This window comes from Streptomyces sp. NPDC037401 (assembly GCF_055602345.1).
The window spans coordinates 19,841-32,810 of the sequence record NZ_JBVJWO010000047.1 but is presented as its reverse complement, the minus strand read 5'-3'; the positions used below and the strand labels follow the sequence as shown (position 1 = coordinate 32,810).

15 protein-coding genes and 6 tRNA genes are annotated in these 12,970 nt (G+C 73.2%); 12 read left to right on the top strand and 9 right to left on the bottom strand.

The window, feature by feature from the left end; translation table 11 throughout:
* Nucleotides 1–44 precede the first annotated feature (44 nt).
* Nucleotides 45–1,274 carry a uroporphyrinogen-III C-methyltransferase gene (gene cobA, locus ACZ7H1_RS33675; protein WP_470791879.1) on the top strand — a complete coding sequence of 410 codons (1,230 nt, stop codon included), beginning with the start codon at nucleotides 45–47 and terminating at the stop codon, nucleotides 1,272–1,274.
* 101 nt (nucleotides 1,275–1,375) lie between these two features.
* Nucleotides 1,376–2,194, top strand: a complete 819-nt coding sequence (locus tag ACZ7H1_RS33670; protein ID WP_470791878.1) for a TrmH family RNA methyltransferase — start codon at nucleotides 1,376–1,378, stop codon at nucleotides 2,192–2,194.
* 99 nt (nucleotides 2,195–2,293) lie between these two features.
* Here ACZ7H1_RS33670 and ACZ7H1_RS33665 read toward each other — a convergent pair whose 3' ends face one another.
* A complete protein-coding gene (locus ACZ7H1_RS33665; protein WP_470791876.1) occupies nucleotides 2,294–3,544 on the bottom strand; it encodes a serine/threonine-protein kinase in 1,251 nt (416 codons plus the stop codon).
* Nucleotides 3,545–4,171: 627 nt separating this feature from the next.
* On the opposite strand from ACZ7H1_RS33665, the gene ACZ7H1_RS33660 reads away from it, so the two are divergent.
* The 3 genes from ACZ7H1_RS33660 (at nucleotide 4,172) to ACZ7H1_RS33650 (ending at nucleotide 5,970) form a co-directional block, all read left to right on the top strand.
* Nucleotides 4,172–4,351: a hypothetical protein gene (locus tag ACZ7H1_RS33660; protein ID WP_470791875.1), complete on the top strand. Its 180-nt coding sequence runs from the start codon at nucleotides 4,172–4,174 to the stop codon at nucleotides 4,349–4,351.
* A 306-nt stretch (nucleotides 4,352–4,657) separates the two neighbouring features.
* A complete protein-coding gene (locus ACZ7H1_RS33655) occupies nucleotides 4,658–5,626 on the top strand; it encodes a phosphotransferase family protein (RefSeq protein WP_470791873.1) in 969 nt (322 codons plus the stop codon).
* Between the two features lie 68 nt (nucleotides 5,627–5,694).
* Nucleotides 5,695–5,970 (top strand): TFIIB-type zinc ribbon-containing protein, encoded by a 276-nt coding sequence (locus ACZ7H1_RS33650; RefSeq protein ID WP_399947611.1) that lies wholly within the window; start codon nucleotides 5,695–5,697, stop codon nucleotides 5,968–5,970.
* 126 nt (nucleotides 5,971–6,096) lie between these two features.
* Here the strand turns inward: ACZ7H1_RS33650 and ACZ7H1_RS33645 are convergent.
* From ACZ7H1_RS33645 to ACZ7H1_RS33625, 5 genes are all read right to left on the bottom strand, one after another.
* Nucleotides 6,097–6,171, bottom strand: a tRNA-Val gene (locus ACZ7H1_RS33645).
* Between the two features lie 39 nt (nucleotides 6,172–6,210).
* A tRNA-Val gene (locus ACZ7H1_RS33640) sits at nucleotides 6,211–6,282 on the bottom strand.
* A gap of 34 nt (nucleotides 6,283–6,316) precedes the next feature.
* Nucleotides 6,317–6,388, bottom strand: a tRNA-Val gene (locus ACZ7H1_RS33635).
* Between the two features lies 1 nt (nucleotide 6,389).
* Nucleotides 6,390–6,463: transfer RNA gene (locus ACZ7H1_RS33630), tRNA-Cys, on the bottom strand.
* Between the two features lie 39 nt (nucleotides 6,464–6,502).
* A tRNA-Gly gene (locus ACZ7H1_RS33625) sits at nucleotides 6,503–6,575 on the bottom strand.
* 177 nt (nucleotides 6,576–6,752) lie between these two features.
* Between ACZ7H1_RS33625 and ACZ7H1_RS33620 the strand changes: the two genes are divergently transcribed.
* The 3 genes from ACZ7H1_RS33620 to ACZ7H1_RS33610 are packed head-to-tail and all read left to right on the top strand — an operon-like array spanning nucleotide 6,753 to nucleotide 9,523.
* Nucleotides 6,753–7,811, top strand: coding sequence for a chorismate-binding protein (locus ACZ7H1_RS33620; protein ID WP_470791871.1), 1,059 nt, complete (start codon nucleotides 6,753–6,755; stop codon nucleotides 7,809–7,811).
* Complete coding sequence (locus tag ACZ7H1_RS33615; protein ID WP_470791869.1) at nucleotides 7,808–8,629, top strand: aminotransferase class IV; 822 nt, start codon at nucleotides 7,808–7,810, stop codon at nucleotides 8,627–8,629. Before ACZ7H1_RS33620 ends, ACZ7H1_RS33615 begins: the two co-directional genes overlap by 4 nt.
* A gap of 54 nt (nucleotides 8,630–8,683) precedes the next feature.
* The gene (locus ACZ7H1_RS33610; RefSeq protein WP_470791867.1) at nucleotides 8,684–9,523 is read left to right on the top strand and encodes a GNAT family N-acetyltransferase; all 840 of its coding nucleotides are present in this window, start codon (nucleotides 8,684–8,686) and stop codon (nucleotides 9,521–9,523) included.
* A 25-nt stretch (nucleotides 9,524–9,548) separates the two neighbouring features.
* On the opposite strand, the gene ACZ7H1_RS33605 is transcribed toward ACZ7H1_RS33610, so the two are convergent.
* Nucleotides 9,549–10,067 (bottom strand): DsbA family protein, encoded by a 519-nt coding sequence (locus ACZ7H1_RS33605; RefSeq protein WP_470791866.1) that lies wholly within the window; start codon nucleotides 10,065–10,067, stop codon nucleotides 9,549–9,551.
* 196 nt (nucleotides 10,068–10,263) lie between these two features.
* Here ACZ7H1_RS33605 and ACZ7H1_RS33600 point away from each other — a divergent pair, with 196 nt between their 5' ends.
* Together ACZ7H1_RS33600 and ACZ7H1_RS33595 are read left to right on the top strand one after the other, a co-directional pair.
* The gene (locus ACZ7H1_RS33600) at nucleotides 10,264–10,719 is read left to right on the top strand and encodes a hypothetical protein (RefSeq protein ID WP_470791865.1); all 456 of its coding nucleotides are present in this window, start codon (nucleotides 10,264–10,266) and stop codon (nucleotides 10,717–10,719) included.
* 103 nt (nucleotides 10,720–10,822) lie between these two features.
* Entirely contained in the window at nucleotides 10,823–11,023 is a 201-nt protein-coding gene (locus ACZ7H1_RS33595) for a hypothetical protein (RefSeq protein WP_470791863.1), read from the top strand.
* Between the two features lie 18 nt (nucleotides 11,024–11,041).
* On the opposite strand, the gene ACZ7H1_RS33590 is transcribed toward ACZ7H1_RS33595, so the two are convergent.
* Both ACZ7H1_RS33590 and ACZ7H1_RS33585 read right to left on the bottom strand, forming a co-directional pair.
* Nucleotides 11,042–11,599, bottom strand: a complete 558-nt coding sequence (locus ACZ7H1_RS33590) for a CGNR zinc finger domain-containing protein (RefSeq protein WP_470791862.1) — start codon at nucleotides 11,597–11,599, stop codon at nucleotides 11,042–11,044.
* Between the two features lie 196 nt (nucleotides 11,600–11,795).
* Complete coding sequence (locus ACZ7H1_RS33585) at nucleotides 11,796–12,209, bottom strand: SsgA family sporulation/cell division regulator (protein ID WP_004002642.1); 414 nt, start codon at nucleotides 12,207–12,209, stop codon at nucleotides 11,796–11,798.
* Nucleotides 12,210–12,386: 177 nt separating this feature from the next.
* Between ACZ7H1_RS33585 and ACZ7H1_RS33580 the strand changes: the two genes are divergently transcribed.
* Both ACZ7H1_RS33580 and ACZ7H1_RS33575 read left to right on the top strand, forming a co-directional pair.
* Nucleotides 12,387–12,809 (top strand): TIGR02611 family protein, encoded by a 423-nt coding sequence (locus tag ACZ7H1_RS33580; RefSeq protein WP_470791858.1) that lies wholly within the window; start codon nucleotides 12,387–12,389, stop codon nucleotides 12,807–12,809.
* A 63-nt stretch (nucleotides 12,810–12,872) separates the two neighbouring features.
* Nucleotides 12,873–12,944, top strand: a tRNA-Val gene (locus ACZ7H1_RS33575).
* The last annotated feature ends 26 nt before the right edge of the window (nucleotides 12,945–12,970 follow it).

Sequence of the window (12,970 nt, the reverse complement as noted above, 5' to 3'; positions counted from 1 at the left end):
CGCAGCGGCAACGCCAGACCCGCCGCCTCAGGAGCCGCACCGCCATGGCCGATTACCCCGCCTACCCCGTAGGGCTCCGCCTCCAGGGCCGCCGCGTCGTCGTCATCGGCGGTGGCCAGGTCGCGCAGCGCCGCCTCCCCGCCCTGGTGGCGGCCGGCGCCGACGTCGTGCTGATCTCCCCCTCCGCGACCCCGTCCGTGGACGTGATGGCCGAGACCGGCGAGATCCGCTGGGAGCGCCGTCGCTACGAGGACGGCGATCTGGCGGGCGCCTGGTACGCCCTGATCGCCACCCAGAACCGCGAGGCCAACGACCGCGCGTCAGCCGAGGCCGAGCGCGAGCGGGTCTGGTGCGTGCGTGCCGACGACGCGTCCGCCGCCACCGCCTGGACCCCTGCGACGGGCCGCAGCGAGGGCGTGACCGTCGCCGTGCTCACGGGCAACGACCCCCGCCGCTCCGCCTCCGTCCGCGACGCGATCGTCGAGGGGCTGCGCGACGGCTCCCTCTCGGCCCCCGCGCACCGCGCGCGCCCGCACGCCCCCGGTGTAGCCCTCGTCGGCGGCGGACCCGGCGACCCGGACCTGATCACGGTCCGCGGCCGCCGCCTGCTCGCCGAGGCCGACGTCGTCATCGCCGACCGCCTCGGCCCCCGCGACCTGCTCGACGAGCTGCCGCCGCACGTCGAGGTCATCGACGCGGCGAAGATCCCGTACGGCCGGTTCATGGCCCAGGAGGCCATCAACAACGCGCTGATCGAGCACGCCAAGGCCGGCAAGGCCGTGGTCCGCCTCAAGGGCGGTGACCCGTACGTCTTCGGCCGCGGCATGGAGGAGGCGCAGGCGCTCGCCGAGGCCGGCATCGCCTGCACCGTCGTCCCGGGCATCTCCAGCTCCATCTCCGTGCCCTCCGCCGCCGGCATCCCCGTCACCCACCGCGGGGTGGCGCACGAGTTCACCGTGATCAGCGGGCACGTCGCGCCCGACGACGCGCGCTCGCTCGTCGACTGGGCGGCCCTCGCCAAGCTGACCGGCACCCTCGTGATCCTCATGGGCGTCGACAAGATCGGCGCCATCGCCGCCACCCTGGTCGAGCACGGCAAGGCCCCCGGGACACCCGTCGCCGTGATCCAGGAAGGCACGACCGCCGCCCAGCGCCGCGTGGACGCGACCCTCGCCACGGTCGGCGAGACCGTCCGCACCCAGGACGTCCGTCCGCCCGCCGTCATCGTGATCGGTGAGGTCGTGAACGTCGGCGTCCCGCCCCTCTCCGGCTGAGCGGAGACCGGTCCCCGGCCGGCCGGACACCGAAGTAACCGCGGGTAACGGATCTCGTTACCGGCGTTGGCACCACACCCAGGACAAGGCAGTATCACCCTGTGGCTGATCTCATCACCGTCGAAGACCCCGACGACCCGCGCCTGCGCGACTACACGGGTCTGACCGACGTCGAACTCCGGCGCAGGCGCGAGCCCGCGGAAGGCCTGTTCATCGCCGAGGGCGAGAAGGTCATCAGACGGGCCAAGGGCGCCGGCTACGAGATGCGCTCCATGCTGCTGTCCGCGAAGTGGGTCGACGTCATGAAGGACGTCATCGACGAGCTCCCGGCCCCCGTCTACGCCGTCAGCCCGGAGCTCGCCGAACGCGTCACCGGCTACCACGTCCACCGCGGGGCGCTCGCCTCCATGCAGCGCAAGCCGCTCCCGACCGCCGACGAGCTGCTGGCGCGCGCCCGGCGCGTGGTGATCATGGAGTCGGTCAACGACCACACCAACATCGGGGCGATCTTCCGCAGCGCGGCCGCGCTCGGCATGGACGCGGTGCTGCTCTCCCCGGACTGCGCCGACCCGCTCTACCGGCGCTCGGTCAAGGTCTCGATGGGCGCGGTGTTCTCCGTCCCGTACGCCCGCCTGGACGCCTGGCCCAAGGGCCTGGAGTCCGTACGCGAGGCCGGGTTCAAGCTGCTCGCCCTCACCCCGCACGAGAAGGCCTCCTCGATCGACGAGGCGGCCCCGCACACCCTCGAACGGGTCGCCCTGATGCTCGGGGCGGAGGGCGACGGCCTCTCCACTCAGGCCCTGGTCGCCGCGGACGAATGGGTCCGCATCCCCATGGCCCACGGAGTGGACTCGCTGAACGTCGGCGCGGCTGCTGCCGTCGCCTTCTACGCCGTGGCCACCGGCCGCCCCGGAGCCTGAGCCCCGCCCCGGAGCCGGCGGAGCCCGCTCCACCGGCTCCGGGCCGCCGCTTCCGGGTCACGGGTGCGGCGCTGCGGCTGCCGCGCCGCAGCTCCCGGATCAGAGCTTCTGGGCCGCCGCGATGCCCAGGGCCACGATCAGCGTGACCACCACGAACACGATCAGGCGCTGACGCAGCAGCCGCCGGTCCGGCCCGGCCGGACGCCGCCCGGCCCCCGTGGTGCGCGGCGCGGGACGCCCGTTGGTCCGCGACCCCGCCGCACCCGGCACCGTGCCCGGCCGTGCGGTGTTGCGCGCCGACGACGGCCGCGAGGCCGGATCGCGCCGGGCCTGTCCCGCACCCGAGGGCGCCGACGCCCGGGACGGCGACGATGACGGCGACGAGCCCGGCCGGGACTGCGGGGGCCGCGCCACGGGCGTGCCCGTGGGCCGCCGCTCCGTGCGCTGCTGCGCGTACTGCTCGGCCATCCGTCCGCCGGGCCGGTCGGCTTCGTGCCGCGGGGCCGGCGGCCGCGCCTCGGACAGCCCCTGGGCCTCCCGGGCCGCGATCTCCTTGAGCCGCATCGACAGCTGCAGCGTGCTCGGGCGTTCCTCCGGGTCCTTGGCCAGGCAGGCCTGCACCAGCGGCGCCAGCGCGTCCGGGACGCCGTACAGCTGCGCCTCCTCGTGCACCACCCGGTAGAGCATGACCTCGGAACTGCCGTGCCCGAAGGGCGAGTCGGCGGTGGCCGCGTACGCGAGGGTGGCGCCGAGCGCGAACACGTCGGTGGCCGGGGTGACGGCCGCGCCGCGCACCTGCTCCGGGGCCAGGAAGCCGGGGGAGCCGACCGCGGTGCCCACGTGGGTGAGGGTGCTGGCGCCGGTGGCCCAGGCGATCCCGAAGTCGATGATCCGCGGCCCCTTGGGAGACAGCAGGATGTTGGAGGGCTTGAGGTCGCGGTGGACGACCCCGGCCTCGTGCACCGCCACCAGGCCCTCGGAGAGCGCGGCCCCGATCGCGGCGATCTGTGCGGCCGACAGCGGGCCTTCCTCGGCCACCTTGTCGTGCAGGGAGGGCCCGGGGACGTACTGGGTCGCGAACCAGGGGCGCTCGGCCTCCAGGTCGGCGGCCACCAGCCGGGCCGTGCACCCGCCCCGGATGCGCCGGGCCGCGGAGACCTCGCGCGCGAAGCGCGAACGGAACTCCTGGTCCTCGGCGAGATCCGGCCGGATCACCTTCAGGGCCACCCGCTGTCCGCGGCGGTCCGAGCCGAGGTAGACGACGCCCATTCCACCCGCACCGAGCCGCCGGTGCAGCCTGAACGAGCCGACGACACGCGGGTCCTCGCGCCGGAGCCGCATCATCGCCATGTCCACCCCGTGTGCCCGGTCGTCCTGTTGACGTGGCACAGCTTACGGACGATCCGCCATGTGTGCTCAGAGGCCGCGCCCTCGGCGGCAGATTCGATTGTCAGTGCGGTGCGCGACACTTGAGGGTTGTTCAGAAGCCGGGTCGGCCTGTTGTGGGTGGGGCGCAGGTGGCCCCAAAGATCCACAGTGTCAAGGGTGTTGGCCTCTCCCGCCGTCCGAAGGGGCGCGCGACCGGCCCCGGGCGCGCTGCACAGCCGTACGAAACGCGGGTGTCCGGGCGCCACCGCGCGCAGGGACGGAGGGTGAGCGGGGGAGCGCCGGAAGTGAGGGAAGTCACCCCGCGTGACCCACCCCTCCGGGAAGTCCCCCACTGAGAAGGACCCGTCTCCACCCAGGGGAGTACACCGCGTCGCCCCCCGTCATCCTCCCGGAGGCCCGGCAATGGGTACGAGGGCATGAGGACCGGAGCCTCCGGCGCCCCTAGTGTTGAAGACAAGCGGCGGGTGGCGTACTCGTCCCCCGAGGTCAGGCACCCGCCGCTTGCCAGAGCACGTGTCCGCGGGGCGCTACCGGCAAGGCCGGGGGCGCCGTTGGGCCCGGGCACCACAGAACGAGAGGGAGAGGGACATGGCGCACATCGCAGGCCGGACGGTCGTCCGCACTCGGGGCGGCAAGGCCGGTACGCGCCACCCCCTGGTGGCGGCCGCCATGGTCCTCCCCCTCGCCACCCTGCTCGTCGTCGTCTTCGGCGGCTGGGAAGCGGTGGTCACACAGGCGTCGTCCGTGGGCGTGATGCTGGGGCGCTGAGCGGCGCCCCGGGTCCGGGAGAGCGGCCCGGGCCGGGACATCGGCCGACAGCCCCGTGGGGACGGGGGTGGGGCGGACGGCAGTGAAAGGGTGCTGCCCGTACGACTGGGGAGTCGTACGGGCAGCGCCCTTTCGTATGTGTGCGCGCCGGCTGCCGGACCGCCCGTCCCGAGGAGGTCCGCAAGCCGCCGGGAGCCGCCGGGAGCCGCCGGGTGACTGACACCGCGGGACGCCGCCAGGCCCTGCACGCCGGACCGGCGGGCGGCCGCGTACGATCCCTGCAGGCCCGACGACCTGGGGGAACACATGAACCGCTTCGCCGCGGAACTGGCCGCCCTCGCCGGGCACCGCCAGGCGCAGCGGGCCGGGGTGCCGCGGCAGCACATCCTGCTCGCCGACCGCCCCGACGGCACCGTCGTGCGCACCGGCGCGGTCGTCGTGAAGGCGCACGCCCCCGACACCGACCACGCGGCCCTCGCCGTCCGGATCGAGATCGCCGCCGCCCCGCCGCTCGGCGGCATCCTGCTGGCCCCGCTGACCCTCGCCCCCCACGAGGGCGCCCTGATCACCCGGCTGCGCGGACGGCCCGTGTCGGCCTGGCCGCACGGGCAGCCCGTGGACCCCGAACGCCCCGAGGCCGCACCCTGGGAGGACGCGGCCCGGCTGCTGGCCCGGCTGCACCGGGTGCCCGCCGGCGTCCTGCCCGGCCCGGTGCCCCCGATGCGGGGGCCGGCCAAGGTGGCCCGCGCGCTGTCCCGGATGACCGCCGCCGGCCCGCACCCCCACGCCCCGGTGGTACGGGCCGCCGCGGACCGGCTGCCCGCCTGGGCCCGCGGCGAGGCCTGCGCACCCGCCCCGGCCCGCGCCGCCCTGTGCCACGGCGACCTGCACCTGGGCCAGCTCGTCCGGCACCCCGCCCCCGACGGCCCGTGGCTGCTGATCGACGTGGACGACCTCGGCCTCGGCGACCCCGCCTGGGACCTGGCGCGGCCGGCCGCCTGGTACGCGGCGGGCCTGCTCGGAACGGACGTCTGGCAGCGGTTCCTGGGCGCCTACCGGGACGCCGGAGGCCCGGCGGCCGGGCCCGCCGGCACCGACCCGTGGCCGGAACTCGACGTGGCCGCCCGGGCGCTGACCGTCCAGACGACTGCGCTCGCCCTGGCCAAGTCCCTCGACGAGGGGCGCGATCTCGACGACGTGGAACGGCTCATGGTGGAGAGTTGTGCCCGAATCGGCACACTCCCGCCGGACTTGGAGCAACACTCTCCGTCGTAGGGTGAACTGCACGCCACCGGGCATGCATCCCGGTGAATGAAGCCCGACGGCGAGGAGTTGAGCCGATCATGCAGTGTCCGAAGTGCCACGCGATGATGCACACGTACAACCGCAGCGGTGTTCAGATCGAGCAGTGCAGCGGCTGCCGCGGCATATTCCTGGACTACGGCGAGCTGGAGGCGCTGACCCGCCTGGAGTCCCAGTACGGTCAGGTCCCGCCGCCGCCGGCCCCGCCGGCCTACCCGGCCGGGCAGGCGCCCGCCTGGGGCGCCCCGCAGCACCACGGCCACGGACACGGCCACCACCACCGCGGCGGCTTCGGCCGGATGCTCTTCTCCTCCTGAGGCGCCCCACGGTGCGGACGGCGCCCTCCCGGGCGCCGTCACCCCGGTCCCGGCGCGCCCCGTACTTCGGTATGTGCGTGCTCGCGCAAGAAAGCCCCGGCCGTCGAGACGGCCGGGGCTTTCCGGTGGTGCGCGATACTGGGATTGAACCAGTGACCTCTTCCGTGTCAGGGAAGCGCTCTCCCGCTGAGCTAATCGCGCGGGAACCACGGTCCGAAAACCGCAGGTCAGTGTAGTGCGTGCGCGATACTGGGATTGAACCAGTGACCTCTTCCGTGTCAGGGAAGCGCTCTCCCGCTGAGCTAATCGCGCGGGGGATCCGGAGATCCGGGATCCGAAGATCCAGTGGACGATACTGGGATTGAACCAGTGACCTCTTCCGTGTCAGGGAAGCGCTCTCCCGCTGAGCTAATCGTCCTTGGAGGTGGAGACGGGATTTGAACCCGTGTAGACGGCTTTGCAGGCCGTTGCCTCGCCTCTCGGCCACTCCACCATGGAGCTGCAGGGGTTCTCGGGAAGATCCCCCACTTCGAGCGGACGACGAGATTCGAACTCGCGACCCTCACCTTGGCAAGGTGATGCTCTACCAACTGAGCCACGTCCGCATGTCGCCGTGTTGCTTTGGGGTTTTTCCCGCGCTCCCCGGCGACGTGTTGAACTCTAGCGGATTCCCGGGCCAGCTCAAAAACGCGTTTCCGCAGCGTGCTGCGGTCCGCTCACCGCCGGTCACCTCACGGCCGCCTCACCGGCGCCCGGCCGTCACCCGCCATAGACTCACAGCCGTGCACGACCTGCCACCCATGGCCCGCTTCGGCGGCCTCCTCGCGACCGACCTCCGCGACGTGACCAGCGATCCGAGCGCCCTGGAGTCCACCGGCTTCTGGGCCGTGTCGGCCGACTTCGAGGGCCGTCTGGTCTGCGCGCGGTTCGGGGACGTACGCCCCGACCCGGTTCCCGCCCCCGTCCCCGGAGCCTGGACCGGCCCCGGCGCGGGGCAGTGGAGCTCCTCCCTGGACCGGGCCGCCTACGTCTCCGGCGTCCGCCGCATCCGCGAGTACATCGAGGCGGGGGAGGTGTACCAGGCCAACCTGTGCCGGGTGCTCTCCGCGCCCCTGCCCGACGCCGCCACGGCCGACGTGGACGCCCTCACCGCCCTGCTCGCGCGCGGCAACCCCGCTCCGTTCGCAGGAACGATTCGCCTCCCGGCGCACGGCGTGGAGATCGCCACCGCGTCCCCCGAGCTCTTCCTGCGCCGCACCGGCCGCACCGTCGAGTCCGGCCCCATCAAGGGCACCGGCCGCACCGCCTCCGACCTGCTGCCCAAGGACCACGCCGAGAACGTCATGATCGTGGACCTGGTCCGCAACGACCTCGGCCGCGTCTGCGCCACCGGCTCGGTGACCGTCCCGGCGCTGTGCGCCGTCGAGGAGCACCCCGGACTGGTCCACCTCGTCTCCACCGTCCGCGGCGAACTGGCCGACGGCGCAGGCTGGCCCGAGCTGCTCGCCGCGACCTTCCCGCCCGGCTCCGTCACCGGAGCCCCCAAGTCCTCCGCCCTGCGGATCATCGAGTCCCTCGAGACGGCTCCCCGCGGCCCCTACTGCGGCGGCATAGGCTGGGTGGACGCCGACCGCGGAACCGGCGAGCTGGCCGTCGGCATCCGCACCTTCTGGATCGACCGCGAGGCCCCCGCCGGACCGCGCCTGCACTTCGGCACCGGCGCCGGGATCACCTGGGGCTCCGACCCGGACCGGGAATGGGCCGAGACCGAGCTGAAGGCCGCCCGGCTGCTCGCGGTAGCGTCGGGTACGTACCAGGCGAGTGGAGGGACCGTACGGTGAGGATCTGGCTCGACGGAGAGCTGCGCGACGCAGAAGACGCCAAGGTGTCCGTCTTCGACCACGGGCTGACCGTGGGCGACGGCGTGTTCGAGACGCTCAAGGCGGAGGACGGGCGGGCCTTCGCGCTCACCCGCCACCTGGACCGGCTGACCCGCTCCGCGCGCGGTCTCGGCCTGCCCGACCCCGACCTGGACGAGGTGCGCCGCGCCTGCGCCGCCGTACTGGACGCCAATCCCGTGCCGCTCGGCCGGCTGCGCATCACGTACACCGGCGGGCTGTCGCCGCTGGGCTCGGACCGCGGCGAGACCGGGCCCACCCTGGTCGTCGCCCTCGGCGCGACGACCCGCCGCCCCGACTCCACGGCCGTCGTCACCGTGCCGTGGGTCCGCAACGAGCGCAGCCCGCTCACCGGCCTGAAGACCACCTCGTACGCCGAGAACGTCGTCGCGCTCGCCCGCGCGAACGGCGCCGGCGCCTCCGAGGCGCTCTTCGCCAACACCGTCGGACGGCTCTGCGAGGGCACCGGCTCCAACGTCTTCGTCGTCCTCGACGGCGAGATCCACACCCCGCCGGTCGCCTCCGGCTGCCTGGCCGGCATCACCCGGGCCCTCGCCGTCGAGTGGACCGGGGCCAAGGAGACCGACCTGCCGTTCGACGTCCTGGACGGCGCCGAGGAGATCTTCCTGACCTCCACCCTGCGCGACGTCCAGGCCGTCCACCGCGTCGACGGCCGTGACCTGCACGGTACGCCCGGACCGGTCACCCTCAAGGCCATGCGGGTCTTCGAAGAGCGCTCCGGAGCGGACCTCGATCCGTAGAACCTGCGCGAAACGCCCGTGACGCGCGGCCGCAAGGCAGGTACAACACCACTGATGACCACCACCCTGCGGCCGACCGGGCCGCTCCAGCAGAGCAGTGACGGGGCGCGCGTGCGCGCCTACGAGGTCTGCGTCAACAGCCGGCACGTCGGCAGCCTGGAAATCGGCACCGACACCCCCTTCGGCCCTGCCGTGGGCGAGATCCGCGGGCTGCGGATCGAGGAGCCCGACCGCGGGCGGGGCCGCGGCACCGTCGCCGCCCTGGCCGCCGAGGAGGTCCTGCGCTCCTGGCGCTGTACCCGGGTGCGGATCTCCGTCCCCGCGGACGCGGCGGCCGGAAACAGGCTCGCCACCGCCCTCGGCTACCGCGAGCAGGGCCGCAACATGCTCAAGGAGCTCACCCCCGGCCCGCGGGCGCTCCCGGCGGGCGTCACGGGCCGCCCGATGACCGCGGGGGAGTACGAGGGCTGGCACGCGCACGCCGTCGAGCAGTACGCGAACGACTGGCGCGAGCGCGGCCTGCCCGCCGATGCCGCGCTCGCCAAGTCCCGTGCGGACCACGCCAGGCTGCTGCCCGCCGGTCTGGAGACCCCGGGCGTCCGGATCTGCGTACTGGAGTCGGGCGGGGAGCCCGCGGGGCACGTCTGGGTCGCCGAGCGCGAGGTCCTGCCCGGACGCCCCGGCGCGTACGTCTTCGACGTCGCCGTACGGGCCGGGCAGCGCGGCCGGGGCCACGGCCGCTCCCTGATGCTGCTCGCCGAGGAGCTCTCCCTCGCCGCCGGATCGGGACTGCTGGGCCTGCACGTCTTCAGCGACAACACCCCGGCGCTGCGGCTCTACGAATCGCTCGGTTACGCCGCGACCCACGTGAACTACGGCAAGGAGCTGATCTAGGACCCGGCCGCGGGCGGCTGCGGGGTCAGAGGGCGAGCAGGCGGTCCGCGATCTCCTCGATCCGCGCGCGCAGCCCGTCCTGGCTCTTGCCGCCGTCCAGCCGCTCGCCGTCGATGACGTACGTCGGCGTACCGGTGACGCCGATCGCCTTGCCCTCGGCCTGGTCGGCGTCGACGATCAGCATGTGCCGGCCGTCGATCAGGGCGAGGTCGAACTCCTCGACGTCCAGGTCCAGTTCCCGGGCCGCATCCAGCAGGACGGCCTCGCCGCTCTCGCCCAGCTCCTCGGCGCGGGCGAGCACCGCCTCCGCGTACGGCCAGCCCTTGCCCTGGTCCACGGCCTCCTCGGCAGCCTGTGCGGCGGCGTAGGCGTGCTTGTGCTTCTCGAGGGGGAAGTGGCGCAGGCGGATGTCCATCCGGTCGCCGTAACGGGCCCGCAGGGCGCGCAGGTCCTCCAGGGCGCTTCGGCAGTCGGTGCACTGGAGTTCGCACCAGACGTCCAGGACGACGGGACCGGCGGAGGGGGCGGGCTGGGAATCGCTCATGGCACCAGTCTCCCAGCCGCCCGTCCGGCGCCCCAACCCGGCCCGGACCGGCACCTGCGGAGGAGAGCACCCCGGAGATCTCCCGGAGATCGGGTCGGGGACCGCTGTGGGCGTGGCCCGCGGGGCGGCGGCCGGTGCACGATGGAGGGACAAGACCCCGGGCCCGCCCGGGGGCCCGCCGGAGCTGGAGGCCCGCATGCTTGCCGAGACCATATGTTCCGCGGCGGCCGCGGCCGGCCTGGGCATTGCCGCGCTGACCGCCTACCGCAAGCGCTTCCTGGCCGCGACCCGCATCGCCGCGTACTCCCTGGTGCCGCTCGGGCTCGTGATGACGGGCGTGGTGGACTGGCTCGCCGGGATCGTCTTCAAGCCGTCGGTGTGGATCGGCTTCGGCGTGCTCGGACTGTCCTGGCTGCTGTTCGCCACCACACGGGCGGTGGAGCGCCGAGGCCAGGGCTCCCGCAAGGAGGGGAAGAGCCGCAAGGAGCGCCGAGCGGCAGCCTCGGGAGCCCCGGCAACCGCGGACCCGGTGGCCCCCGCCGCCTCCGCCCCGTCCCTGGGGCCGGCCCGTCCCCAGCAGTCCAAGCCGGCCGCCGCCCCCGCGGACGACTTCTCCGACATCGAGGCGATCCTGAAGAAGCACGGCATCTGACCGCACAGGTGTGCGACGCGGGGCGCGGATTCAGGCGAACTCCCGGGTAATACTCGCGTGTTGAGGGCGGGCGGAGGGCTGCCTGCGCCATCATCGCTCCGAGATGCACGACACATCGCGGGGAGACGCCCCCGCCCTCGCGTCCCCGGCCGCGCCCACGGTCGACGTCGTCGAGCCCGAGCCGCCCGCACCCGAGCCGCGCGGCTGCCTGTTCGCGCTCTCCCAGCCGCCGTTGATGATCTTCCTGGCCGTGATCGCCGCGCTGCTGCTGATGGCGGCGATGCACGATCTGTTCCTGCTGTGAGCCGCCGCCCCCGGGCGGCTACTCGCCGGCTTCCTTGCGCCGCGCCCGGTACGCGGCCACGTGGAGCCGGTTGCCGCAGGTGCGGCTGTCGCAGTAGCGCCGCGAGCGGTTGCGCGAGAGGTCCACGAAGGCGCGCCGGCAGTCCGGAGCCTCGCAGCGCCGCAGCCGCTCCCGCTCGCCCGACACCACGATGAAGGCCAGCGCCATCCCGCAGTCCGCCGCGATGTGGTCGCCCACCGACGCGCCCGGCGCGAAGTAGTGCACGTGCCAGTCGTAGCCGTCGTGGTCGGTCAGCCGCGGCGTGGTCCCGGCCGCCGCCACGAGCTCGTTGATCACCCCGGCCGCGACCCGGGAGTTCTTGGCGCCGAAAACCTGGGCGAAACGGTTCCGCACCGCCCGGATCCCCGCCAGGTCCCGGGCGCCCAGCTCACCCACGTCGCTGATCTCGTGCTCGCGCACGAAATCGCGCAGCGCGGCAACGTCGGCCAGTCCGTCGGACTGGTCCTCCTCGGGTGCGGTGTTCACCAGATCGACGACGACGTCGAGCGCGCGACGGGTGTCGTGGGGGATCTGCACGGTTCTCGCTCCCTGGGCCTGCTGCGGGGCCGGTGCCCGCCAATTGCTGGCCGACTCTAGCGGCTCCGCCGAAAATCGCACCGGCGCTGTTCCCGCGGACGGCTTCCGCGGGAACAGCGCCGGCACTGACGTATGTGGTTGTCCGGCCCGCACCGTCGCCCCGAGTCGGACGGTGCCGGGCGGCTCCCGGAGTGGCTCAGCTTTCCGCCAGGATGTGGGAGAGCTCCTGGTCGAGGTCGAAGTGACGATGCTCAGTGCCTGGTGGAACCGCGGCGTCGGTCCGCTTGAGGAACGACTCCAGCGCTCTGGCGGGTGCTTCGAGCAGGGCTTCTCCCTCCGGTGAGCTCAGGGCGATGCAGACGACGCCCTGACCGTGGCTGCGGGACGGCCAGACTCGGACGTCCCCGGTACCGGTGGGCCGGTGCAGGCCCTCGGCGAGGAGGTCTCGGGCGAAAACCCACTCGACCGTCTCCTCGGCGCCGGTGTGGAAGGTGGCGTGCACGGCGTAGGGATCGGCCGTGTCATACCGCAGGCCCGCGGGTACAGGCAGTGAGGACTCGCTCGACACAACGAGGCGCAGGTGCAGCTCGCAGCTGACCGTGGTGTTCATAAGCGCCAGGGCCTTTCGCTCAGTGTGCGCTCGGGGATTCGCACGTCGGCGAAATCGACATGCCACCTACGGTGCCGTTGTAAACCCCTCTGACCGTTTTGCGGGTCTTCAGGTACCTCGTACGGCGGATCCCGGAGGTCGTTCACGTGTGCTGGGGGCTCCGGTAGGTTGGCACCCATGAATACGGGGAGTGACGAAGACAAGACCGCAGAAACGCCCGGAACGGAGCAGCCGCTCGGCTCCCGGGCGCCCGAGTTCGTCAAAGCGCGCCGCACGCTCCACATGAGCTGGCAAGTCGGCGTCTTCATCGTCGGGCTCGCCGTCGTCGGCGCCGGCGTGGTCATGCTGCCGCTGCCGGGACCCGGCTGGCTCGTGATCTTCGCGGGCATGGCGATCTGGGCCACGGAGTTCGTCTGGGCCCAGCTCGTCCTGCGCTGGACCAAGCGCAAGGTCACCGAGGCGGCACAGAGGGCGCTCGACCCCAAGGTCCGGCGCCGCAACCTCATCCTGATCACCATCGGCCTGGTGATCACCGGCGTGCTGCTGGGGATCTACCTCTGGAAGTTCGGCTTCGCCATGCCGTGGGCCATCAACCAGTGATCCGAGCGGCCGGGACCTGGTCCTGGGGACCCGCTGACATGGGGTAATGTTTGCGGTGCGCCCGGGCGATTAGCTCAGTGGGAGAGCGCTTCGTTCACACCGAAGAGGTCACTGGTTCGAACCCAGTATCGCCCACCCGGACCGAAGGCCCGGAGACCGTC

Coding starts and splice junctions, on each gene's coding strand:
- cobA (WP_470791879.1), top strand. CDS start 45: ATGGCCGATTACCCCGCCTACCCCGTAGGGCTCCGCCTCCAGGGCCGC.
- ACZ7H1_RS33665 (WP_470791876.1), bottom strand. CDS start 3,544: ATGGCGATGATGCGGCTCCGGCGCGAGGACCCGCGTGTCGTCGGCTCG.
- ACZ7H1_RS33660 (WP_470791875.1), top strand. CDS start 4,172: ATGGCGCACATCGCAGGCCGGACGGTCGTCCGCACTCGGGGCGGCAAG.
- ACZ7H1_RS33655 (WP_470791873.1), top strand. CDS start 4,658: ATGAACCGCTTCGCCGCGGAACTGGCCGCCCTCGCCGGGCACCGCCAG.
- ACZ7H1_RS33650 (WP_399947611.1), top strand. CDS start 5,695: ATGCAGTGTCCGAAGTGCCACGCGATGATGCACACGTACAACCGCAGC.
- ACZ7H1_RS33610 (WP_470791867.1), top strand. CDS start 8,684: ATGACCACCACCCTGCGGCCGACCGGGCCGCTCCAGCAGAGCAGTGAC.
- ACZ7H1_RS33605 (WP_470791866.1), bottom strand. CDS start 10,067: ATGAGCGATTCCCAGCCCGCCCCCTCCGCCGGTCCCGTCGTCCTGGAC.
- ACZ7H1_RS33600 (WP_470791865.1), top strand. CDS start 10,264: ATGCTTGCCGAGACCATATGTTCCGCGGCGGCCGCGGCCGGCCTGGGC.
- ACZ7H1_RS33595 (WP_470791863.1), top strand. CDS start 10,823: ATGCACGACACATCGCGGGGAGACGCCCCCGCCCTCGCGTCCCCGGCC.
- ACZ7H1_RS33585 (WP_004002642.1), bottom strand. CDS start 12,209: ATGAACACCACGGTCAGCTGCGAGCTGCACCTGCGCCTCGTTGTGTCG.
- ACZ7H1_RS33580 (WP_470791858.1), top strand. CDS start 12,387: ATGAATACGGGGAGTGACGAAGACAAGACCGCAGAAACGCCCGGAACG.